At 70.9% G+C, this 21,282-nt stretch carries 18 protein-coding genes, 1 pseudogene and 2 riboswitches; of the genes and pseudogenes, 6 read left to right on the forward strand and 13 right to left on the reverse strand.

What is annotated here, in order from left to right:
- Both CRP55_RS46425 and CRP55_RS55930 read left to right on the forward strand, forming a co-directional pair.
- The coding region (locus CRP55_RS46425; RefSeq protein ID WP_143235421.1) for a transposase at positions 1 to 311 on the forward strand (311 nt) is incomplete at its 5' end.
- Between the two features lie 144 nt (positions 312 to 455).
- Positions 456 to 2,141, forward strand: coding sequence for a serine/threonine-protein kinase (locus CRP55_RS55930; protein ID WP_179855648.1), 1,686 nt, complete (start codon positions 456 to 458; stop codon positions 2,139 to 2,141).
- A 90-nt stretch (positions 2,142 to 2,231) separates the two neighbouring features.
- Here the strand turns inward: CRP55_RS55930 and CRP55_RS46435 are convergent, their stop codons facing one another.
- The 4 genes from CRP55_RS46435 to CRP55_RS46450 form a co-directional block, all read right to left on the reverse strand.
- The gene (locus CRP55_RS46435; RefSeq protein WP_097328505.1) at positions 2,232 to 3,188 is read right to left on the reverse strand and encodes a hypothetical protein; all 957 of its coding nucleotides are present in this window, start codon (positions 3,186 to 3,188) and stop codon (positions 2,232 to 2,234) included.
- Positions 3,185 to 3,697 carry a SigE family RNA polymerase sigma factor gene (locus tag CRP55_RS46440; RefSeq protein WP_342751624.1) on the reverse strand — a complete coding sequence of 171 codons (513 nt, stop codon included), beginning with the start codon at positions 3,695 to 3,697 and terminating at the stop codon, positions 3,185 to 3,187. Before CRP55_RS46440 ends, CRP55_RS46435 begins: the two co-directional genes overlap by 4 nt.
- A 63-nt stretch (positions 3,698 to 3,760) precedes the next feature.
- Positions 3,761 to 4,195: a universal stress protein gene (locus tag CRP55_RS46445; RefSeq protein ID WP_097328506.1), complete on the reverse strand. Its 435-nt coding sequence runs from the start codon at positions 4,193 to 4,195 to the stop codon at positions 3,761 to 3,763.
- A 9-nt stretch (positions 4,196 to 4,204) separates the two neighbouring features.
- Positions 4,205 to 5,866 carry an MFS transporter gene (locus tag CRP55_RS46450; RefSeq protein ID WP_097328507.1) on the reverse strand — a complete coding sequence of 554 codons (1,662 nt, stop codon included), beginning with the start codon at positions 5,864 to 5,866 and terminating at the stop codon, positions 4,205 to 4,207.
- Positions 5,867 to 5,890: 24 nt separating this feature from the next.
- Here CRP55_RS46450 and CRP55_RS46455 point away from each other — a divergent pair, with 24 nt between their 5' ends.
- Complete coding sequence (locus CRP55_RS46455; protein ID WP_097328508.1) at positions 5,891 to 6,169, forward strand: hypothetical protein; 279 nt, start codon at positions 5,891 to 5,893, stop codon at positions 6,167 to 6,169.
- The gene (locus CRP55_RS46460; RefSeq protein ID WP_438865855.1) at positions 6,169 to 6,729 is read left to right on the forward strand and encodes a TetR/AcrR family transcriptional regulator; all 561 of its coding nucleotides are present in this window, start codon (positions 6,169 to 6,171) and stop codon (positions 6,727 to 6,729) included. Before CRP55_RS46455 ends, CRP55_RS46460 begins: the two co-directional genes overlap by 1 nt.
- Here the strand turns inward: CRP55_RS46460 and CRP55_RS46465 are convergent.
- The 6 genes from CRP55_RS46465 to CRP55_RS55410 form a co-directional block, all read right to left on the reverse strand.
- Positions 6,683 to 7,642, reverse strand: coding sequence for an SDR family NAD(P)-dependent oxidoreductase (locus CRP55_RS46465; protein ID WP_097328510.1), 960 nt, complete (start codon positions 7,640 to 7,642; stop codon positions 6,683 to 6,685). The genes CRP55_RS46460 and CRP55_RS46465 overlap by 47 nt on opposite strands.
- A gap of 67 nt (positions 7,643 to 7,709) precedes the next feature.
- Positions 7,710 to 9,305 (reverse strand): methyl-accepting chemotaxis protein, encoded by a 1,596-nt coding sequence (locus tag CRP55_RS46470; protein ID WP_097328511.1) that lies wholly within the window; start codon positions 9,303 to 9,305, stop codon positions 7,710 to 7,712.
- 34 nt (positions 9,306 to 9,339) lie between these two features.
- Entirely contained in the window at positions 9,340 to 10,230 is an 891-nt protein-coding gene (locus CRP55_RS46475; RefSeq protein WP_179855649.1) for an SDR family NAD(P)-dependent oxidoreductase, read from the reverse strand.
- Complete coding sequence (locus CRP55_RS46480) at positions 10,227 to 11,411, reverse strand: zinc-dependent alcohol dehydrogenase (protein WP_097328512.1); 1,185 nt, start codon at positions 11,409 to 11,411, stop codon at positions 10,227 to 10,229. The genes CRP55_RS46475 and CRP55_RS46480 overlap by 4 nt, the downstream gene beginning before the upstream one ends.
- On the reverse strand, positions 11,408 to 12,031 hold the full coding sequence (locus tag CRP55_RS55405) for an OST-HTH/LOTUS domain-containing protein (RefSeq protein ID WP_245923791.1): 624 nt from the start codon (positions 12,029 to 12,031) through the stop codon (positions 11,408 to 11,410). The genes CRP55_RS46480 and CRP55_RS55405 overlap by 4 nt, the downstream gene beginning before the upstream one ends.
- A complete protein-coding gene (locus CRP55_RS55410; RefSeq protein WP_245923792.1) occupies positions 11,998 to 12,384 on the reverse strand; it encodes an NYN domain-containing protein in 387 nt (128 codons plus the stop codon). Before CRP55_RS55410 ends, CRP55_RS55405 begins: the two co-directional genes overlap by 34 nt.
- 70 nt (positions 12,385 to 12,454) lie before the next feature.
- Here CRP55_RS55410 and CRP55_RS46490 point away from each other — a divergent pair, with 70 nt between their 5' ends.
- Positions 12,455 to 13,699 carry an alpha/beta hydrolase gene (locus CRP55_RS46490; protein ID WP_245923793.1) on the forward strand — a complete coding sequence of 415 codons (1,245 nt, stop codon included), beginning with the start codon at positions 12,455 to 12,457 and terminating at the stop codon, positions 13,697 to 13,699.
- Between the two features lies 1 nt (position 13,700).
- On the opposite strand, the gene CRP55_RS46495 is transcribed toward CRP55_RS46490, so the two are convergent.
- Both CRP55_RS46495 and CRP55_RS46505 read right to left on the reverse strand, forming a co-directional pair.
- On the reverse strand, positions 13,701 to 15,158 hold the full coding sequence (locus CRP55_RS46495; protein WP_097328574.1) for an L-serine ammonia-lyase: 1,458 nt from the start codon (positions 15,156 to 15,158) through the stop codon (positions 13,701 to 13,703).
- Positions 15,159 to 15,188: 30 nt separating this feature from the next.
- Positions 15,189 to 15,293, reverse strand: a riboswitch (glycine riboswitch).
- A riboswitch (glycine riboswitch) is annotated at positions 15,294 to 15,386 on the reverse strand.
- 950 nt (positions 15,387 to 16,336) lie between these two features.
- Positions 16,337 to 17,593 (reverse strand): annotated as a pseudogene (locus CRP55_RS46505) (M14 family metallopeptidase); the annotation flags it as partial.
- A 98-nt stretch (positions 17,594 to 17,691) separates the two neighbouring features.
- Here CRP55_RS46505 and CRP55_RS46510 point away from each other — a divergent pair.
- Positions 17,692 to 20,379 carry a helix-turn-helix transcriptional regulator gene (locus tag CRP55_RS46510; RefSeq protein WP_097328575.1) on the forward strand — a complete coding sequence of 896 codons (2,688 nt, stop codon included), beginning with the start codon at positions 17,692 to 17,694 and terminating at the stop codon, positions 20,377 to 20,379.
- Here the strand turns inward: CRP55_RS46510 and CRP55_RS46515 are convergent.
- Positions 20,362 to 21,198, reverse strand: coding sequence for an oxidoreductase (locus CRP55_RS46515; RefSeq protein WP_097328515.1), 837 nt, complete (start codon positions 21,196 to 21,198; stop codon positions 20,362 to 20,364). The genes CRP55_RS46510 and CRP55_RS46515 overlap by 18 nt on opposite strands.
- Positions 21,199 to 21,282: the final 84 nt, after the last annotated feature.

A 21,282-nucleotide genomic window follows, 5' to 3' on the forward strand; every position in this document is an offset into this window, starting at 1 on the left:
CCTCCGGGCACCTGGCGGCCTACGCCGGCCTGGCCCCGGTCACCCGCCGCTCAGGCACCAGCATCCGCGGGGAACACCCGCCCAAGGGCGGCAACAAACAGCTCAAACGCGCGTTCTTCCTGTCCGCCTTCGCGGCCCTGTCCGACCCGCTCAGTCGGGCCTACTACGACCGCAAACGCGCTGAAGGCAAGAAGCACAACGCCGCCCTGATATGCCTTGCCCGCCGCCGCGTCGACGTCCTGCACGCGATGCTCCGCACCCAGACCCCCTACCAGCCCAAACCGGCAGAAAAACTCGCCCTCGCCGCTTGACAGAACCCATAGGGACACCCCCCTCCGACCCGCGGCGGCCACTGTGGTTCAGGCGCGGTGGGTGACGGGTTGGGACGAACGCCTGTCGATTTCGCACGGTCGGCCGAGATGCGCACAGCCGTCGATCGGTGCAGACTGCCCGGGATGAACGGACAGCTACTAGGCGGCCGCTACCGGTTGCTGGCCCCGGTCGGGCGCGGCGGCATGGCCGTGGTCTGGCGCGCCCACGACGATGTGCTGGCGCGGACGGTCGCCGTCAAGGTTCTGGCCCCCAGCCAGGTGGGCGACCCCGCGTCGAGGGACCGCATCCGCCACGAGGCCCGGGCCGCCGCCGCGCTGTCCCACCCGAACGTCGCCCAGGTCCACGACTACGGCGAGATGACCAACGGCACCCAGGTCTTCCCGTACGTGGTGATGGAGCTGATCCCCGGCGGCACCCTGCTGCGCCGCCTCTGCGAGGGCCCGGTCTCCCCGCGCTTCGCCATGCGGGTGGGCGCCGAGATCGCCGCCGCGCTGGCCGCCGCCCACGCCGAGGACCTGGTCCACTGCGACATCAAGCCCGCGAACGTCATGCTGGCCCCGACCGGCGCCAAGGTCGTCGACTTCGGCATTGCCGCCGCCACCTCCCCCGGCTCCGTCTCCGACGAGGTCCTGGGCACCCCCGCCTACCTGGCCCCGGAGCGCCTGCTGGACGCCGTTGTGGAGCCCGCCTCCGACATGTACGCCCTGGGCGTGGTCCTCTACCGCCTCTTCTCGGGCCGCTCCCCATGGACCAGCACGGAGCCCACCCAGATCCTGAAACAGCACATCCACCTCAACCCGAAGCCGTTGTCGCTGCTCCCCGGCGTCCCCGACTACGTGGCCGACCTGACCAACCGCTGCCTGTCGAAGAACCCCGCCACCCGCCCCACAGCCCGGGAGGCCGCCACCCTCCTGGCCCGGGGAGCCGGCCTCCGCGTGGTAACCGACGACCACCACCCCTTCCCCGCCACCTCCGAGCCCCCACCGGAGCCCTCGGTCCTCATCCCCACCGCCCGCCAGCTCCACCGAATCACCCCAGCCCCGGCCACAGCCCCCGGCTCAAGCCCAACGTCCCCGGCGCCGCCTGCAGAAACAGCCCACCCGGCGCTGCCCGCGGAAGCAGCTAACCCGGCGCCGCCCGCGGAAGCGGCGGATCGGCCAACGGCGGAACCGTCGAACCCGCGTCATCGCGGGGCACACCGCTGGGCGGCGGTGGCCGCGCTGGCGACCTGTGCCGCGGCCGGCGCCTGGCTCGCTCTGCCGGACGACGACGCCAAGCCCGCCGAGTCCGCCCCGCCCGCGCCGGGCTCATCCCCCTCTGCACCGGCCTCCGCCACGGCGGCCCCACCCGTTCCCGGCGCCCGGACATCAGCCCGTGCCCGCGCGGCGGCGACCTCCAAGCCGGCCACCACACCGCCGAGCCAGATCGTCTCGGCGGCTCCGGCCGGCCCGGCCTCGTCGCCCGGCCCGGCCTCTCCCAGCGGCCCGGCCACCCCGCCGGGCCCAGCCGTTCCACCGGGCCCGGCCGGCACCGCCACCCCGAACCCGACCCCCACCTACAGCCCGCCCGCCGCGCAGACCTTCTCCTCAGCCGCCGGCACGATCAAGGCCATCTGCCCGACACCCACGACCGCCAAGATCACGTCCTGGCAGGCGATCAAGCCTTACCGGGTCCTGACCGCCGACGGCGGCCCGTCCCGCGCCCCCGCCGTCACCTACAAGCAGGGCAAGTCCCTGGTCACCATGACCGTCACGTGCACAGCCGGCACCCCGTCCGTCGCTCTGTCGGAGACGGCCGAAAGCGCTTAGGTCCTGCCGATCAAGCGGGTCTGCGGCACGGCTCAGGCGGCGCCTGGACCCGCCTCTCACTCGCTTGATCGGCGGGACAGGCCCTGGCCGTCATCCGGTGACCTCGATGCCCGTGGCGAAGTGAACGACGTCCTGGAAGCCGAGTTTGATCATTTCCGGGTCCCAGGTGATCTCGAGGACCTTGCCGCTGGGCAGGTGGATGTGCAGAAGCGCGGCGCCGGCGTAGTAGTCGGCCGCGTTGCCGTTGATCGAGAGCTGCCCGGCCGGGTCGGACGGAGGCTCGGCGTCGTCGAGCAGGGAGACGCAGAGGCCCGTCGGCTGGCGTTCGTGGGCGGCCTCGGCTTCCGGCGCCAGGCAGGTCGTCTCCGCACTCTGGTGTTGCAGGGTGAGCTGCGGCGGGTAGGCGCCCAGGTGGAACCCGGCGGGGGTGCCGTCGACGCTGCCGTTTTTCAGGCCGGAGGCGAAGCGCAGCACGTCGGCCTCGGTGGGCGGGCCGAGGCTGATGACCTGCACCCAGCGTTTGTCGGGCAGCTGCCAGCGGACGCCGACGAAGCGGTCGCCGGGGCCGGCGCCGTCGTACGTCGTGGATGTGTGGACCGTGGCCGTGCGTCCGTTGACGGTGGCCGTGTGCTCGCGCTCAGCCTCGACCTCCCAGCCGGGCTCGAGCGGGCCGATCTCGGCGCTGAGTGTCTGGGCGCCACGGGTGTAGTCGATGCGCCTGTTCGGGCCCATCTGGGTGACCGCGGGCTCGCCCAGGCCGGGCGGCGCCCAGCTCGGGTTCAGCGGGAAGACGGCTATCCGCTGGGTCGGCCGGGACCACTCCCACTTGGTGGTGGGCGGGGCCGGGTCGGCCTCCTTGTGGCGCGTGGCCGGGACGGCGACGGCGGCGGCCACGACCGCGGCGGCGACCCCGCCGGCGGCCAGGGCCTGACGGCGGCGGCGGTCGCGGCGGATGCCGGCGTCGACGGCGGTGAGCAGGTCGGGCCGCGGCACCCGCTGGGCCGCGCGCTCGTGCAGGACGGTGCGCAGGTCTTCTTCCAGGCTCATGGCGTGACTCCCGACTTGTCGGCGGCGGACGGTGTCAGCTCGGCCCGTAATCGGGCCAGCCCGCGAGCGGCGTGCACGCGCACCGTGCTGGGCGCGCACCGCAGGGTCTCGCCGATGCGCTGGTCGTCGAGGTCTTCGTAGAAGCGCAGGACCAGCACGGCCCGCTGGGCGCGGGTGAGCCGCCCGAGCCGCGGCCAGAGGTCGTCGCGGTCGGCGACCTGTTTTGCGAAGTCGCCCGGATCCTCCCGGTCGTCCTCGATCGGCTCGGGTCTCTCCCACGTGCGGCGCAGCCGCAGCCAGGAGACGTGCCGGCGGACCAGGGCGGTGCGGATATATCGATCGGGGTCGTCGGTGTCTATCCGGTGCCATCGGCGGTACGCCCGGACCAGCACCTCCTGGACCAGGTCCTCGCCGAGCTGATGATCACCGCAGATCAGGTAGGCGAATCTCCGCAGGGCATCCCCGCGGGCCTTGACGTACTCCTCGAAACCGCCGTCCAACGCGCTCACCCCGTTCGAAAATGTCCCCTCTACTTGGAAGGACGCCTCGAGCGGCCGAGGTTGCTTACCTCCTCAGGGGACAATCGTGACCGGCCATCGTCCGCTGCGCTCGAGCTGCCTGGCCACCGATCCCACGATGCGGTGGGCCAGGCATTCCGGCCGGCCGACCACGACGGTTCCAGCTTGCACCTCGTGGGCAACTTCGGAGATCACTGTGTACGGGTTGCCGGCGCGAACAACGAAATCCACTTCGAGGTCGTACGCGTCCAGGGCGGCCCGCAACGCGGTCTCCACCTGATCCTGCGCGTCGACGACCTGGGCCACCCCGGTGCCCGAGGTGTCCATGGTGGCGAGCAGGCCGTTCGGCTGGCTGCGGGCGTACACGACGACCAGCCGGGCCCGCTGACGGCGAGCGAGCCCGGCGGCGTACGCGGCCGCGCGCAACGACGAGCGTGACTCGTCGACGCCGACCACGATCGCCGCCGGGCCCCAGCCCTGCGATCCCATGATCTCCCGCTATCCGGCGCGCAGCTCGGCGATCGCCTCGGGGGTCAGCGCCCGGGGCTCGCCCTCGGCGCTGACCAGCACCACCGGCATGCTCGCGGCGTGGTTGAGGGCGCTGGTGAAGCTGCCGTCGGTGAACTGGGCAAGCGTGCCGCGCGGCGAGCGCCCGATCGCGATCAGCGGGGCGTCCACCTCGGCCGCGTGCCGGGCCACGGCGCGCCCGGCCGCGGCGTGGTCGCCGACGCTCTCGATGATCCGGCCGGTGACGGCGACGCCCGATCCGGCCAGCCGGTCCAGGTGCCGGGCGACGGCCGCGCGGGCCTCGTCCTCGGCCTCCGGCTCGATCGCCAGCTCTTCGATCACCTTCGTCTCGCGCACGTGCACGATCTCGAGCGACCGCCCCTCCCGGCGGGCGACGAGAGCGGCCGCGTCGACGGTGGCCGCGGCGTCCAGGGTGTTGCCGACGGCCACGATCACGGGCCGGTCCGTGACCGGTTCCGGCGAGGAGGGCGAGAGCAGCTTGTGCCCACTGGCCAGCACCACGATGGCCAGCAGGAACGCCACCGCGCCGACGTAGAAGGGCACGCCGAGGCCGAAATGATCGGCGAGCTTTCCGGCCACGTACGGGGCGAGCCCACCGCCGATGAACCGCACGAACCCGTACGCCGAGGAGGCGATCGGCCGCTCGACCGGCGAGACCAGCATGACGGCCTGGGTGGTCAGCGTGTTGTTGATCCCGATGAACGCCCCACTGACGATCACCGCCGCGATGACCGCGGACGGGGTGTCCACGCCCGCCGCGATGACGACCATGACTGCGGCGAGTCCGGCCATGTTGACGTACAGAACCGGCGCTGTTCCGAATCTCGCCTGAAGCCGCGGCGCGAAGAAGACGCTGAACGCGGCGACCAGAAGACCCCACGCGGTGAAGACCAGGCCGAGCTTGTGGGCGTTGAGCTCCATCGGGTACGGCGCGTAGCCGAGCATGGTGAAGAAGCCCCAGTTGTACAGCAGAGCCATGATGCCCATGGTCAGCAGTCCGCGGTGGCGCAGCGCCTTGAGCGGCGCGCTCAGCGGCACCTTCCGCGTGGGCGTCGGCAACGGTTTGACCATGACCAGCGTGGCGATCAGCGCGATGGCCATCAGGATGGCGACCCCGAAGAACGGCCAGCGCCAGCTGATCGAGCCGAGCTCCCCGCCGAGCAGCGGCCCGACCGCGATGCCGAGACCGAGCGCCGTCTCGTACAGGATGATCGCCCCGCCGAACCCACCGCTGGCCGAGGCCACGATGACGGCGAGGCTGGTCGCGATGAACAGGGCGTTGCCCAGCCCCCAGCCGGCCCGGAACCCGACGATCCCGCCGATCGACCCGGACGCCCCGGCCAGTGCGGCGAAGACCACGATGATGGCGAGGCCGGCGATCAGCGTCTTCTTGGCCCCGATCCGGCTGGAGACCCAGCCGACACCGAGCATGGCCACCGCGGTGACCACGAGATAGCTGGTGAACAGCAGCGACACCTGGCTGGGCGTGGCGTGCAGGTCGTCGGCGAGCGCCGGCAGGATCGGATCGACCAGCCCGATCCCCATGAACGAGATGACACAGGCGAACGCCACCGCCCACACGGCTTTGGGCTGCCGGAAGGGGCTGACGGCTTTTTCATGAGAGGCGCTCATGCACAAGCTCCATCGAAGCAACGGATGATTGATAACTACGTTATACATCATCCCGCGGATCGACCACTTCGGGGCGCGACGCCGCTACAGATCCAGGAGGCCTTCTCACAGCCGGAGAAGGCGCCCGAGATCGCGTTGGCGGTGATGCCGTCGTCGCCCGCAACCGTGACCTTGGTGCCCGGCGTGAGACCGAGCTCCTTCGCCGGCTCGGCCTCTTCCGGCGGGGTGACGACGGGAGCCTTACCGCCGACGATCGGTCAGGGCGACCAGCAGGAGGAGGCGCGGGCGCTCGGCCTACGATGATGGGCGTGGCCAAGCGGGACGAGATCCGGAACGCGGCCGGGCGTCTCTTTCGGGAGCGGGGCTTTGCTCGTACGGCCGTGCGGGACATCGCCGCCCTTGCTCAGACCAGTCCCGCCCTGGTCATCCGGCACTTCGGGACCAAAGAGCTGCTCTTTCTCGACACCATGCGGCTCACCATCGATGACGAGCCTCTGCTCGATGTGCCGCTCGAAGAGCTCGGTGAGCGGTTCATCGAGGTCATGGTCACCTCGGGTGACGACGTACGGCAGGTCTATCTGGCCCTTGTCCGTGGGTCTCATGAGCCGCAGATCCGGGAGCGGCTGCGCGACATCCACGAGACCACGCTGATCGCTCCGCTGCGGGCGCGGCTCAGGGGCGACGACGCCGACCAGCGCGTGCGGATGGCGGGGGCGCTGGTCGGCGGGCTGCTCTACGCCCTGTGGGTGGTCGGGGACGAGCGGCTCGGGGACGAGGATCTCGTCGCCCGGTACGGGGCGTTGCTGCAGGACGTGCTCACTGGACCGACCAGCCGCCGTCCGACGGGAGGATCGCGCCGTTGATGTTGGCGCCGTCGTCGCCGAGCAGGAACGTGATGGAGGCGGCGAGCTGCTCGGCGGTGGCGATCGGCGGGATCTGGCGCAGGAATGATCCCGTACGTGCGGCTCCGAACTCCGATCCTGGGTTGTGCTGCATGCCGGTGGCGACGCCGCCGGGTGCCACCGCGTTGACCCGGATGCCTTCCAGCCCGTACATGAAAGCGCAGCTCTTGGTGATGCCCACGACCGCGTGTTTCGAGGCGGTGTAGGCGATCCCGGCCGCGTTGCCGCGCAGCGCGGCCTCCGAGGCGACGTTGACGATCGAGCCGCTCTTGTGGGCCAGCATGGACGGGAGCACGGCCCGGGTCAGGTTGAGGACGCCGTCGACGTTGACCGCGAAGACCTTGCGCCACAGGGTGTCCGAGACCTCGTGCGCCGGGGTGAAGTCGTCGACCACGCCGGCGATGTTGGCCAGGCCGTCGATACGTTCCCCGGCCGTCTCGATCACGCGCCGCACGTCGTCGGCCGAGGTGATGTCGGCCTTGACGCCGTTGTCAGAAATGTCCGCAATGTCAACAGCAACCACCCGGCCACCCTCGCGGGTGATGCGCGACGCCACGGCACGTCCGATGCCCGAGGCGGCCCCGGTGACGACGATGGTCTTGCCGGTGAAACGCCCAGCCATGATGCGTTCCCGCCAGGCAGAAGACGTGACATCAGGGACGACGCCGTTGTTGACCCGCAGGACCAGAGCGTCGATCACCTCCTGCGGCAACTTGCCCTGACTGAGCGCGACCATCTGCTGAAGCGGAAGCTGCCGTACGGGCGTGAGCACCGACTCGTCGAAGCCACCCTGACCGAGCAGCTCCCGCAGCGCGGGCCCGCCCTCGGCATCCGAAAGCCAGTCCCCTACCGTGCTGCCCGCGGTCAACGCCATGCCGTTTCCTTCCGTCGAAAAGCCCGGAGTGAACTTAGTTCACTCCGAGCTTCAGCGGAAGACGGGGTCAGTAGATGAAGCGCGACACCGCCGCCTGCAACTCGTTCGACATCCGGGACAGCTCGGCCGCCGACCGCTGCGCGTCACCCACCGACTCGGCCGTCGTGCGGGCGTTCTCGGCCACACTGTTGATGCCCTGGTTGATCTGCCCGGTCGCGCTGGCCGCCTCGTTGACGTTGCGGTTCATCTCGGCCGTGGTCGCGCTCTGCTCCTCGACCGCCGACGCAATCGTGGTCGTGTAGTCGCTGATGTGCCCGATGATCTCGCTGATCTCGCCGATCGCGTTGACCGCGAGCCCGCTGTCGTTCTGGATCGCCTCGACCCGCTTGGCGATGTCCTCGGTGGCCCGCGCCGTCTCCTGGGCCAGGTCCTTGACCTCGCCCGCCACCACCGCGAAGCCCTTGCCGGTCTCGCCGGCCCGGGCCGCCTCGATCGTCGCGTTCAGCGCCAGCAGGTTCGTCTGCTCGGCGATCGCGGTGATCACCCGGATGACGTCGCCGATCTCCCGGCTCGACTCGCCCAGCGTGCCGATCGTCTGGTTGGCCGACGCCGCCGCGTTCACCGCCTGGCCGACGACCTCAGCCGCCGAGTTGGCGCTGTGCGCGATCTCGGCGATGGCCGAGCCCATCTCCTCCGAGCCGGCCGCGACCGTGTTGACGCTCAGCGACACCTCCTCGGAGGCGGCCGACACCCGGCGGGCCTGATCCGAGGCGGTGGCCGCGCCCTCGCTGATCTGGTTGGCGATCACCGAGGTCTGCTCGGCCGCCGCGGCCAGGCTCTGCGAGGCGGAGCCGACCGAGGCGACCACGTCGCGGGTCTGCTGCTGGGCCACGAGCAGCATCGCGGCCATCTCGCCGACCTCGTCGCGGCCCTTCACGTCGACCGTGGCGGTCAGGTCGCCGTTGGCCATGGCGGTCAGCGACGACTTGACCTTCCCGAGGCGCTTGACGATCGCGTTGGCCACGTACGCCCCGAGACCGATCGCCGCGATCAGGCCCACCACCAGGAAGATGATCTGCAACCGGCGGGACGACGAGGCGGCGGCCGCGCTGTCCTCCGAGCGGGCCTTGGCCTGCTCGAGCTGGGCTTTGTTCTCCGCCTCGACCGCGTCGGAGGCGTCCGACATCAGCGGCAGGGCCGTGTCCCGGTAGGCGTTCTCGAACGCCTCGTACTTGTTCGCCTTGGCCAGCGGGATCATCGTGTTCTCGCCGACGTCGACGAAGCCGCTGAACGCCTTCTCGAAGGCGTCCACGTTCTCGATGTTCACCGCTCCGGAACGGTAGGCGGCCAGCGCCTCGTCGAGCAGCTTCTGCCGGTCGCTGATCTCGCCGCCGAGCTTGGCCTGGACCTCGTCGGTGGCGATGCCGTACTCCAGGTAACGGGCCCGGATGGCCTGCGAGTTGCGCTGGATCGCCGAGAGCTCGGTCAGCGGCGCCACGTTGTCGGTGTACAGCAGCGTGCTCTTCTCGTCGAGTTTCGCGGTCCCGATCAGACCGGCGATGCCGATCAGGAGCGCGGCCAGGGCCGCGACCAGGATCGCGGCCTGGATCTTCATCCCGACCTTCACGTTGTCGAACCAGCCGCCGCCAGCACCGTCACCCATGGCGCACCCCCTTCACCTCACATACTGTGAGTCCTCAGGGAGCCCCACCTGACCCAAATTGAGAATTCTGCGCGTTTAAATCCGGTCCTGACGCTTGCTCAAGATCCTGGGCGGGGTGAAAGACGTTCCCCTCGTGCGCTTCGATCTTGTGGCGGGAGAGGCCGAAGGTGCGCATCATCGTGGTCACGAGCGCGTCGTAGACCGGCGGCAGGACCACGAAACCGAACTCGATCAGGCGGTTGGCCAGGCCGACCGACACCTCCGGGCGCGGCTTGTCCACCTGCCGCAGGATCGCTTCGGCCACCTTCGACGGGGCCGCCACGGGCGGGGGCGGGCTCCCGGCGCGGCCGGCGTAGTTGGCCGCCCGCTGGTAGATCGGCGTGTCCACGCTGCCCGGGGCCACCGTGCACACCGTGATCCCCGGGGCATCACGGGTCTCCTGCCGAAGCGTACGGATGAGACCCCGCAAGCCCCACTTGGCCGTCACATACGCCGACATGTAAGGCACGGTCACGTGGGCCAGCAGGGAGCTGCACAGCACGAGCGTCCCCTGACCCTGCGCCCGGAACACCCGCAGCGCCGCCCGGGCCACGTTCGCCGCCCCCAGCAGATCAGTCGTGACGACCTTGTCGAAAACCGAAGGAGGAAGATCTTCGAATTTGCCGTACGCCATGACGGCCGCCGTGTCGACCCAGACATCAATCCGGCCGTACGCCCGCACGGCCGCCGCCGCGAGGGCATCCACCGAAGCGCCGTCCGAGATGTCCGCCGGAATCGCCAGCCCGCCCGATTCCTCCGCCACGGCTGACAGATCGGGCAAGCCTCGGGCCGCCAGCACCACGCGATCGCCCCGCTGGGCGAAAGCGAGCGCGGCGGCCCGGCCGATGCCACTGGAGGCACCGGTCAGTACCACCACGCGGCTCACGGCTTGAGGACGACCTTGATGCAGCCGTCTTCCTTGTCCCGGAAGATGTCGTACGCGTGCGGCGCCTCCTCCAACGGCAGGCGGTGCGTCACCAGGTCGTCCACTCCGAGGGGGTCGCCGTCGCCGGTCAGGATCGGCAGGATCTCGTCGGACCAGCGGCGCACGTGGGCCTGGCCCATCCGCATCGTCACGCCCTTGTCGAACAGGTCGAACATCGGCATCGGGTCGGCCTGACCCCCGTACACCCCGATGATCGAAACCGTGCCGGCCCGGCGGACCGCGGCGAACGCGGTGGTCAGCGCGGCCATCCGGTCGAGACCGAAGGTGTCGATGGCCTTACGGGCGACCGCGTCGGGAAGCTTGCCGGCCGCCTTGATCGCCGCCGACTGCACCGGCGAGCCGTGCGCCTCCATGCCGACCGACTCGATGACGCTGTCCGCGCCGCGGCCGTTCGTCATCTCGAGCACCGCCTCCGGCACGTCGCTCTGGGACGCGTCGATGACCTCGATGCCGTGCCGCTGGGCCATCGCCAGCCGCTCCGGCACCAGATCCGACGCGATGACCCGCCCCGCGCCGAGGTGCCGGGCCACCCGGGCGCTCATCTGCCCGATCGGGCCGAGACCGGTCACGAAGACCGTGTCACCAGGCTGGACGTCGGCGTACTTCGCGGCCTGCCACGACGTGGTCAGCACGTCGGACAGGAACAGGTAGTGCTCGTCGGGCCGGCCGTCGTCCGGCACCTTGATCGGGCCGAAGTGGGCCTGCGGGACGCGGAGATATTGCGCCTGCCCGCCCGGCACCTGGCCGTACAGCTTGGTGTAGCCGAACAGCGAGGCGCCCTTCTGGTGCTCCTTGACCTGGGTCGTCTCGCACTGGGCGTAGAAGCCGCGCGAGCACATCCAGCAGGATCCGCACGAGATGTTGAACGGGATCACCACCCGGTCGCCCGGCTTGATGTGGGTGACCTCGGAGCCGACCTCCTCGACGATGCCCATCGGCTCGTGGCCGAGGATGTCGCCCTTGTCGAGGAACATGCCGAGGACGTCGTACAGGTGAAGGTCGGAACCGCAGATCGCCGTGGACGTCATCCGCACGATGGCATCGGTCGGCTGCTCGATTTTCGGGTCGGGGACCGTCTCCACCGCGACCTTGCCGGTGCCCTGCCATGTCAAAGCTCTCATGCCATTTTGGTTGCCCCACTGGTCAACAGATAATCCTCCGCTTCGGGACTCCAGCGCAGCCCGACCGCGCCGGACGTGTCGGCCGCCCGCACGAACTGCAGGAAGCTGCGGTAGCCGAGCTTCTTCTCGGTGAAGCCGGGCTCGGATTTGCGCACCTGGTTCTTCAGCCCGGACAGCGAGACCGAGCCGTCCGGACCGGCCAGGCTCTCCACCACCGAGCGCAGCAGCGCGAAGGCCGCCTCCCGGTCGCCGTGCTCGGGCAGCGACACCTCGGGGTCGGAGCCGCCGCTGAGCTCGACCACGCCCTCGCCGGCCAGATGCCGCAGCAGCTCGCCGAACGACCGGAACCCGTAGTCGGCCTCGTTGAAGGTGGGGTCCTTGCGCAGCAGGGTCCGCTTGAGCCGGGACGCCGTGATCGTGCCGCTGACGCTCTGCGCGACCAGCGCCGGCAGGGCCTCGACCTCGCGGGCCGGCGTCTCCACCTCGGGCGCCGGCTGGGCCACGCCCTCGAGCCGGTCGTAGTAGAGGAACTCGTCGCAGGCCGGCGGCAGCAGGGCCGAGGTGGTCTTCTCGATGCCGACGCCGATCACCCGCTTGTTGAGCTCGCGCAGCTTGGCCACCAGCGGGTGAAGTCGCTGTCGCCGGTGCCGAGCACGAAGGTGGAGATGTAGTCGCGCTCGAAGGCCAGCTCCAGCGCGTCGACCACCATCTTGATGTCGGCCGCGTTCTTGCGGGAGGCGCCCATGCGCTGCGGGATCTCGATGAGCTCGACGTGGGCGCGGGTCAGCATGCGCCGGTCCTCGCCGAAGAACGACCAGTCCGCGTACGCCCGGCGCACCACCACGCGACCCCGCTCGGCCAGCGCGTCGGTCACCGGCCGCAGGTCGAAGGGATGGCCGCCGAGGGTCTCGCGCGCGCTGATCGCGAGGTTCTCGTAGTCGAGGAACATGGCGATCCGCTCTTCTTGATCCACGCCGCTCAGCCTAGTCGGTTTATAGTTGCACCCACCGTGCAGTAATCACCGACATCGATGGGGTGTGATCGTGCGCCGACTGATGCTCCTGCTCGCCCTTCTGGTTTCCTCACTTCTTCCAAGCCTTCCCGCGTACGCGTCCACGCCGCTCCGCCCGGTCATCTTCGTGCACGGCAGCGCGGGCTCCGCCGCCCAGTTCGAGACCCAGGCCAAACGCCTCGCCGCCAATGGCTACCCCATCGAGATCATCGAGGCCCATGAGTACGACTCCCCCAACATCGCCACGATCCTGCCGGAGGTCTACGCGGGTCTCGACGCCAGGATCAGCCGCCTGCTGGCCGACACCGGCGCCACCCAGGTCGACCTCATCGCCCACTCCCTGGGCACGTTCGTCTCCCAGGGCTACCTGAACTCGTCACCCTCGCGCGCCGGGCGCGTCGCGCATTACGTCAACCTCGACGGCCGTACGGCCGCAGCCCCACCCGGCGGCGTCGACACCCTCGCCATCTGGGGCGAGGGCGATGCCACCCGTGCTGTGATCGGCGCCCGCAACGTATCCCTCCCCGACCAGTCCCACACACAGACCGTCTCGTCGGTCGAGTCGTTCCGGGCGGTCTTCCGTTTCCTCCGCGACCGCGACCCCCGGACGACGGCTGTCGTGCCGACCGCGGTGGCCCGCGTCTCCGGCCGCGCGGTCATCTTCCCCAGCAACGTCGGCGCCGGCGGCGTCGTGAAGATCTTCGACGTCACTCTCGGCCGCTTTCTCCGCCACACGGTCGAGGTCGCTGCGGACGGCTCGTTCGGGCCCGTGCCACTGTCGCCGCACGCCCGCTACGAATTCGTGCTGGTCCGGCCCGGCACCCCCGACCACCACTTCTACTTCCAGCCGTTCCTGCGCTCCGACTCCTTCGTACGCCTGCTGGCCGGGCGTCCCGGCGAAGGCGTCGGCGCCCTGATCGAGACCTCACCCGCGCACACCGCGCTGACCCTCAACCGCCAGAAGGAATGGTGGGCGTCGGCCGACAAGCTCTACGTCAACGGCCGCCAGATCCTCAACGAGGCCAACGCCCCGCGCGCCAAGCGGGTCATCGGCGTCTTCGCCTTCGACAAGAACAGCGACCGCGTCACCGACCTGACCGCCCCGCTGCCCGACATCTACGCGCAGACGTTCCTCACCGGCATGGACGTCTACATCCCGGCCCGGGCTTTCGTCTCGGTCGTGGTGGCCAACCGCGACGGCCGCTGGGAGTCGACGATCCTGCCCGCCTGGCCCTCCGACCAGCACCGCGTCACCATCAACGTCAACGACTACTGAGTCAGCACTCGATCACGTTGACGGCGAGCCCACCCCGGGCCGTCTCCTTGTACTTGATCTTCATGTCGGCCCCCGTCTCCTTCATGGTCTTGATGACCTTGTCGAGGGAGACGTGGTGCCGCCCATCCCCGCGCAACGCCATCCGCGCCGCCGTCACCGCCTTGACCGCGGCCATGCCGTTGCGCTCGATGCACGGAATCTGCACCAGCCCACCCACCGGATCACAGGTCAGCCCCAGGTTGTGCTCCATGCCGATCTCGGCCGCGTTCTCCACCTGCTCCGGCGTCCCGCCGAGCACCTCGGTCAGCCCCGCCGCCGCCATCGCACAGGCGGACCCGACCTCACCCTGGCACCCGACCTCGGCCCCCGAGATCGACGCGTTCTCCTTGAACAGCATCCCCACGGCCCCGGCCGCCAGCAGAAACCGAACCACACCGTCGTCATCGGCGCCCGGCACGAAGTCGATGTAGTACCGCAGAACAGCCGGAATGATCCCCGCCGCCCCGTTCGTGGGAGCGGTCACCACACGACCACCGGCCGCATTCTCTTCATTGACCGCCATGGCGTACGCCGTAAGCCACTCCATCGCATGCTCGGCCGGCCGCCCAGCCGCCCGCAGCTGCCGCGCGGTGGCCGCCGCCCGCCGGCGCACCTTGAGCCCACCCGGCAGAATCCCCTCGGTCGCCAGCCCCGAGTCGACGCACTCCCGCATCACGGCCCAGATCCCGAGCAGCCCCGCCTTGACGTCAGCCTCCGACCGCCACACGGTCTCGTTGGCCATCATCAGCCGCGAGATCGACCACCCGGTCTCCCCCACGAGCCCGAGCAGCTCGGCCCCACTGGCGAACGCATAGGGCAGCACAGTGTCGTCGGCCCGCACCCCACCGCTGGCCTCATCGATGACAAACCCGCCACCCACCGAGAAGTACGTCTTGGCGAACAGCTCCACCCCGTCACCGTCAACCGCGGCAAACGTCATCCCGTTCGGATGCCCCGCCAACGCCCGCCGCCGATGCAACACCACCTCAACCGCGACTTCCCAGCCCTCGGCGAACGTCACCGCATCACCCAACGCCGCTGCGCCGCTTTCCGCTGCGCCTTCTTCTGCCGCTGCGCCGCTCTCCGCCCGCCGGCGCTGGGCCGCGCCGCCGTCCGCCGCCAACAACCGCAGCCGGCCGGTCGCGTGAATGTGCGCGGCCCGGGCATCGGCGCTCGCAACGTCAACGCCTTCGGGAGTCTCGCCCTCCAGGCCGAGCAGCACCGCCTTGGGCGTGCCGTGCCCGTGCCCGGTGGCACCGAGCGAGCCGAACAACTCCGCCCGCACCAGGGCGGTCCGCTCGCTCAGCCCACTCTCGGCGAGCCGCAGCGCGAACATGCGGGCCGCGCGCATCGGGCCCACCGTGTGCGAGCTGGACGGCCCGATGCCCACGGAGAAGAGGTCGAACACAGAGACAGCCATGACGGCGTGAGGCTCCTCATCGAGGTCGGCCTCCCCCGCTCTGTCATGGGTGCCTGAGAGCTTCACCGCCCGCGAACGGGACGGCTTGCACCGTGGGCGCAGAACGCCGGCCGCGTCCTGACTTTCCAGAGTCGCCTGACCGCCGCGGTACCGGGGCCTGAGAGATTCTGAGGGAGAAGTTGCTCCTTCGGCGCCCCGCACTGGCGGGAACTCTCCCGCAGCGGTTCGAACAGCGATGTTCGGTTGTGTCACTCAAAGCTATCCGCCACGCTCGCCGGGGGTCAAGAACGCCCAGCTGAACGCCACAAAACGCCACCCAAACCGCCCGGTGAAGCCGCTCACCGCGCGGCGCTCGTCCACCCTCGCCGCCCGCCGCGCCATGTGCACGAGCGCACGTCCCGCAGGGCATCCTAGGAACCTGGGTCACTCCCGATCAGGTAGAGAGCGCGGGGTCTGGGCGGAGCGCGGGGTCTGGGCGGAGCGCGGGGTCTGGGCGGAGCGCGGGGTCTGGGCGGAGCGCGAGGTCTGGGCGGAGCGCGAGGTCTGGGCGGAGCGCGGTGGGCGGAGCAGACACTGCGGCGCGGTCCGTGAGGCGACGGGCGACGCGGACGGCGAGGCACGCGAAGGCGGCGCACACCGAGACGGCGACGCGGCGACGCGGGGAAGGCGATACGAAAGGCGAGGCGCGCGGATGGCGCGGACCGCGAGGAGCGAGGAGCGGACGGAGGCTGAGGCACGCAAACGCGGCGCGGACCGCGAAGGGCAAGGAGGGGACGGAGGCTGAGGCGCACGAATGCGGCGCGGACTGCGAAGGGCAAGGAGCGCGACGCCAAAGAGGGCGGCACGGCAAGGTGCGGGGCGGTGCGCGAGGACGGCGGTGCCGAAGGCGAGGCGCGCGGAGGGCAACAGCGCGGAAGGAAGGAAGGAAGGGTGACGCAAAAAGCGAGGCGCGCAAAGCTCGAAAGGCGAGACGCGAGGGGCGGCCGCGCAGCAGGCGGGACGTGAGGGGCGGCCGCGCGGAAAGGCCGGGGCTGGGCGGGAGGGCGCGACGCTGGCGGCTCGCGGAACTGGGCGCTAGCGGCTCGCGCTAGAAGAGCCTCGGGTGCGACAACGCAGCGGGCGGCCGGCTCGGTCGGGAGGGCGAGCCGGCCGCGGCTGGTGTGGGGTCAGGCTGCGGCGCAGTAGGTGGACTGCCTGCCGATCACCTTGTACGGGCAGTCGGCGACCTCGGCCAGGAGCAATGCTGCCTCCTTGTTGCGGGTCGTCTCTCGGGTGATCACGCTGGCCGGTGGGTAGAAGCCGCCGGCCGACGAGCTCGTGGGGTACATCTCGAAGGTGTAGGCGAAGATTTTGTGGGTGCCCCACAGCCAGTCGAGCAGGTCGCCGTCGGTGACGTAGAGGTCGCTCGACTGCTCCGGCGTGTACCTGTTCGTCGCCGCCATCTGACGGCCGAACGTGGAGAACGTGTTGTAGTCGTCGGCCGTCATGCCTGTCGTCGTGTTGGCCGTCGTGTGGCCGAAGGGCCAGAGCACGAGCTCCGAGTACGTGTGGAAGTCCATCGCCGCGCCGATCTGCTGGCGCCCGCCGACTACCCGGCTGTTCACGAAGTCGCGGATCGCCCGCGTCTCCGGTGTCGAGAACGCCGACGGCCCCCGATACGTCAGCGACGACGGTGTTCCCGACGATCCGCCGCAGCAGCCCCACTTGTAGCCGTAGTTGCGGTTGGGGTCCGTGCCGACCGCCGACGATCCGCTGTTGGGCTGGCGGTTCTTGCGCCACGACCGGTAGCTGCCGGTGGCGATGTCGTACTCCGCGCCGTCCGGGTTCACCGACGGCACGATCCAGATCTCGCGCGAGTTCACGATGGTGCGGACCCGGGTGTCCGAGGCGTACGACGACGTGTACAGCTTCAGCAGGTAGATCGCCATCTCCACGGTCAGGTGCTCGCGGGCGTGATGGTTGGCGTCGTACAAGACCTCCGGCTCCGCCTCGTCCGTACCCACGTTGTCGGAGATCTTCACCGCCACGATGTCGCGGTTCTCGTACGACTTGCCGATGACCCGCTTGCTGGCGATCGCCGGATAGGCGGCCACCACCTGGTTCACGTCGGCGATCATCTCGCTGTAGTTGTGGTAGGGCGCGTCGGACGGCGGGAAGTCCAGTGTCGTCAGCACCGGCTGGACCGTGAAGCCCTGCCGCTTCAGGTCGCGCACCTCCCGGCCGGTCGCCGTGATCTCGGCGACGCCATGCTGGATGGCGTCGATGGCCGCGCCCGAGCGCGCGATCGCGTTGCGCTGGGCCGCGGTCCTCACGTCGTACACCTCGAACTGCCCTGGAATCTCGGTGCCGGACGGGGCGGCCGAGACCGGCCCGGCGACGAGGAAGGCCGAGCCGAGCAGCGTGAGCGCTGTCAGGAAGCCAAAGCGTCGTCTCATGCCGTCAGCCCATCACCATCCATCGATCGACAGCAATGTCTACGGCCATGCCAATCGATACCTCCCCACCGCGTGATGGTTAGGGTGATCAGGTGACGATGCTGCGCGGACGGGCGCGTGAGCGGGCCGTCCTGACCGCGCTGATCGACGCGGCCCGGTCCGGCCGCAGCGGCGTGCTCGTGCTGCTGGGCGAGGCCGGCGTCGGAAAGACCGCGCTGCTGACCGAAGCGGTGGCAAAAGTCCCGAACTTGCGAGTCGACGGTGTCGAGGCCGAACGCGAGCTGCCGTTCGCCGCGCTGCACCAGCTCTGCGCCCCGCTGCTCGACCACCTCGACAAGCTGCCCGAGCCGCAGCGTGACGCCCTGCGCACCACGTTCGGCCTGCGGGACGGCGCCGCCCCCGAGCCGTTCTTCGTCGGCCTGGCCGTGCTGTCGCTGCTGTCGGAGGCCGCCGCCGGCACACCGCTGGTCTGCGTGATCGACGACGCGCAGTGGCTCGACCACGCCTCCGCACAGACGCTGGCCTTCGTGGCCCGGCGCCTGCTGGCCGAGTCGATCGTGATGATCTTCGCCGTCCGGACGCCGGCCCCGGACACCGTGCACAACCTGCGCAGCCTTCCCGAGCTGCGGGTCGAGGGGCTGCGCGACCCGGACGCCCGGGAGCTGCTGGCCTCGGTGGTGCGCTGGCCCCTCGACGAACGCGTGCGCGAGGCGATCCTGGCCGAGGCCCGCGGCAATCCCCTGGCCCTGCTCGAGCTTCCGGGCGGGCGGGCCGGCGGTTTCGCCGTACCGGACGTGAAGAGCCGGGTCGAGGAGAGCTTCGTCCACCGCGCCGACGATCTGCCCGCCGACAGCCGCCTGTTGCTGCTGCTGGCCGCGGCCGACCCGGTGGGCGACTCGGCGCTGCTGTGGCGGGCCGCCGCCGAGCTGGGCGTCGGGCGCACGGCCGCCGACCAGCCCGAGGTGGCGGGCCTGCTGCAGATCGGCGTCCGGGTCGTCTTCCGGCATCCGCTGGTCCGCTCCGCGGTCTACCGCTCCGCTTCGGCCGCCGACCGTCGCCGGGTGCACGCGGCCCTCGCCGTCGCGACCGATCCGCGGGCCGATCCGGACCGCCGGGCCTGGCATCACGCGCAGGCGACGGAGGGCACCGACGAGGAGGTGGCCGCCGAGCTGGAGGCTTCCGCCGGGCGGGCCCAGGCCCGCGGTGGGTTGGCCGCGGCGGCAGCGTTCCGGCAGCGTGCGGCGGAACTGACAGATGATTCCGTACGGCGGGCCGACCGTGACCTCGCGGCGGCGCGGGCGACCTATCTCGCCGGGTCCCTCGACGAGGCTTCCGCCCTGCTGAATCGCGCCCTGGCCGGCCCGCACGACGAGCTCCGGGCGGCCCGGATCGACCTGCTCCGCGCGCAGATGGCGTTCGCCTCGCCCAGCCGCAGCCAAGAGGCGCCGGCTCTGCTGCTGGAGGCGGCCCGCCGCTTCGCCCCGCTCGACGTGACCCGCTCCCGCGACACCTATCTGGAGGCCTTCTCCGGCGCCGTCCTGGTCGGCCGCTTCGCCGGCTCGGCCGGCCTGGCCGCAGTGGCCGCCGCGGCTCGCGAGGCCCCGCGCCCGCTGACCGGGCCCCGCGCCGCCGACCTGCTGCTGGACGGACTGGCGCTCCTGTTCACCGACGGCTTCGGGGCGGGCGCTCCGCTCGTGCGCCGGGCGCTGGCCGACCTGCGCCGCGGCGACGTCGCCGCCGAGGAGGCCATCCACCTGATCTACGTGGTGTCGCACGCCGCGCACGCCGTCTGGGACGACGAGGTGTGGCAGGCCCTCACCCACCGCCATCTGCGCCTGGCCCGGGGCGCGGGCGCGCTCGCCGGCATGTCGTACCTGCTCTACCAGCGCCTCGCCCTGCACCTGCACCAGGGCGAGCTGGCCCAGGCCGCGGCGCTGGTCGACGAGGTGCAGGTGGTCAGCGCCGCGACCGGAAACGTTCAGCCCGACGTGGCCGCCCTGGCCGTCGCCGGCTGGCAGGGCCGCGAGGCCGAGGTGGCCCGCCTGACCCCGCTGGTCACGGCCGCCGTGACCGCCCGGCACGAGGGCGCAGTGCTGACCGTGGTCCATCTGTCGAACGCCGTGCTGCTCAACGGGCTCGGCCGCTTCGACGAGGCCCTCGCCGCGGCGGGGCGCGCCACGGCGTACCCCCTGGAAACCGGTTTTGCGAATTGGGCCCTGGTCGAACTGGCCGAGGCCGCCGTCCGCGCCGGCGATCGTGAGGCGGCCGAGCGGGCGCTGGAGCGGATCGCCGCGCGGGCCGAGCCGAGCGGCACCGACTGGGGTCTCGGCGCCGAGGCGCGCGCCCGGGCCCTGCTCACCGGCTCGGAGGATCTCTATCGCGAGGCGATCGACCGCTTGGCCCGCTGCCGCGGCGCGTTCTCGCTGGCCAGGGCCCATTTGGTGTACGGCGAGTGGCTGCGCCGGCAGGACCGCGAGGCCGACGCCCGCACGCACCTGCGGACCGCCCACGACATGTTCGTCTCCTTCGGCGCCGACGCGTTCGCCGACCGCTCCCGGCGGGAACTGGGCGCGACCGGCGAGACGGTCAGAACCCGTACGGCCAAGGCCGAGACCCGGCTCACCCCGCAGGAGCGCCAGATCGCCCGCCGAGCCCGCGACGGCCAGACGAACGCGGAGATCGGCGCCGAGCTGTTCCTGAGCTCCCGCACCGTCGAGTGGCACCTGCGCAAGATCTTCACCAAACTCGGCATCGCCAACCGCCGCGAACTACGCAACGCCCTCTAGCTCGGCCAGCGCGTCGGCGGGCAGTTCGAGGGAGGCCGCCGCCATGTTCTCGCGCAGGTGGGTGACCGAGGACGTGCCCGGGATGAGCGCGATGTTCGGGGCCTGGTGGAGCAGCCAGGCCAGGGCGACCGCGTTCGGCTTGACGCCCAGGCGGGCTGCCACGCGGTCGAGGGTTCCGGACTGCAGCGGGGTGAAGCCGCCCAGCGGCCAGAACGGGACGTACGCGATGCCCTGCTCGCCGAGTGTGGCGATCAGCTTCTCGTCGCCGCGGTGGGCGACGTTGTACCAGTTCTGCACGGTGACGATCGGGGCGATCGCCTGCGCCTCGGCCACCTGGGTCTCGTCGACCACCGACAGTCCCAGATTTTTGATCAGGCCGTCGCGGCGCAGGTCGGCCAGGGCGCCGAACTCCTCGGCGATCGAGCCCGGCACCGGCGAGTGGCCGTCCGGGCCGCCGCCGACGCGCAGGTTGACCACGTCGAGAGCCTCGACGCCGAGGGTGCGCAGGTTGGAGTGGACCTGCTCGCGCAGCTGCTGTGGGTGGCGGGCGTGCAGCCAGGCGCCGTCCTCGCCCCGTACGGAACCGACCTTGGTGACGATCCTCAGATTCTCGGGGTAGGGCGCGAGCGCCTCGCGGATCAGCTCGTTGGTGACGTGCGGCCCGTAGAAGTCGGCCGTGTCGATGTGGTCGACGCCCAACTCGACCGCGGTGCGGAGCACGGCGACGGCCTCATCGTGGTCGCGCGGCGGGCCGAAGACGCCCGGACCGGCGAGCTGCATCGCCCCGTACCCCATGCGATTGACCTTGAAGTTGTTCATGCGGCCAGCGTGGCCCGGGCCGGGCGGGGCGGGCAGAGCTCCGGTGATCCTGGGGGTGGCAGGACCAGGTTCGGCGGCGGCCGC

Origin of the sequence: Paractinoplanes atraurantiacus (assembly GCF_900215205.1) — a bacterium.
Classification (GTDB): Bacteria; Actinomycetota; Actinomycetes; order Mycobacteriales; family Micromonosporaceae; genus Actinoplanes; species Actinoplanes atraurantiacus.

Bases quoted from the DNA above. Each gene is read 5' to 3' on its own strand.
- CRP55_RS55930 (WP_179855648.1), top strand. From the start codon at position 456: ATGAACGGACAGCTACTAGGCGGCCGCTACCGGTTGCTGGCCCCGGTC.
- CRP55_RS46435 (WP_097328505.1), bottom strand. From the start codon at position 3,188: ATGAGCCTGGAAGAAGACCTGCGCACCGTCCTGCACGAGCGCGCGGCC.
- CRP55_RS46445 (WP_097328506.1), bottom strand. From the start codon at position 4,195: ATGGGATCGCAGGGCTGGGGCCCGGCGGCGATCGTGGTCGGCGTCGAC.
- CRP55_RS46450 (WP_097328507.1), bottom strand. From the start codon at position 5,866: ATGAGCGCCTCTCATGAAAAAGCCGTCAGCCCCTTCCGGCAGCCCAAA.
- CRP55_RS46455 (WP_097328508.1), top strand. From the start codon at position 5,891: ATGATTGATAACTACGTTATACATCATCCCGCGGATCGACCACTTCGG.
- CRP55_RS46460 (WP_438865855.1), top strand. From the start codon at position 6,169: ATGGGCGTGGCCAAGCGGGACGAGATCCGGAACGCGGCCGGGCGTCTC.
- CRP55_RS46465 (WP_097328510.1), bottom strand. From the start codon at position 7,642: ATGGCGTTGACCGCGGGCAGCACGGTAGGGGACTGGCTTTCGGATGCC.
- CRP55_RS46470 (WP_097328511.1), bottom strand. From the start codon at position 9,305: ATGGGTGACGGTGCTGGCGGCGGCTGGTTCGACAACGTGAAGGTCGGG.
- CRP55_RS46480 (WP_097328512.1), bottom strand. From the start codon at position 11,411: ATGAGAGCTTTGACATGGCAGGGCACCGGCAAGGTCGCGGTGGAGACG.
- CRP55_RS46495 (WP_097328574.1), bottom strand. From the start codon at position 15,158: ATGGCTGTCTCTGTGTTCGACCTCTTCTCCGTGGGCATCGGGCCGTCC.
- CRP55_RS46510 (WP_097328575.1), top strand. From the start codon at position 17,692: ATGCTGCGCGGACGGGCGCGTGAGCGGGCCGTCCTGACCGCGCTGATC.
- CRP55_RS46515 (WP_097328515.1), bottom strand. From the start codon at position 21,198: ATGAACAACTTCAAGGTCAATCGCATGGGGTACGGGGCGATGCAGCTC.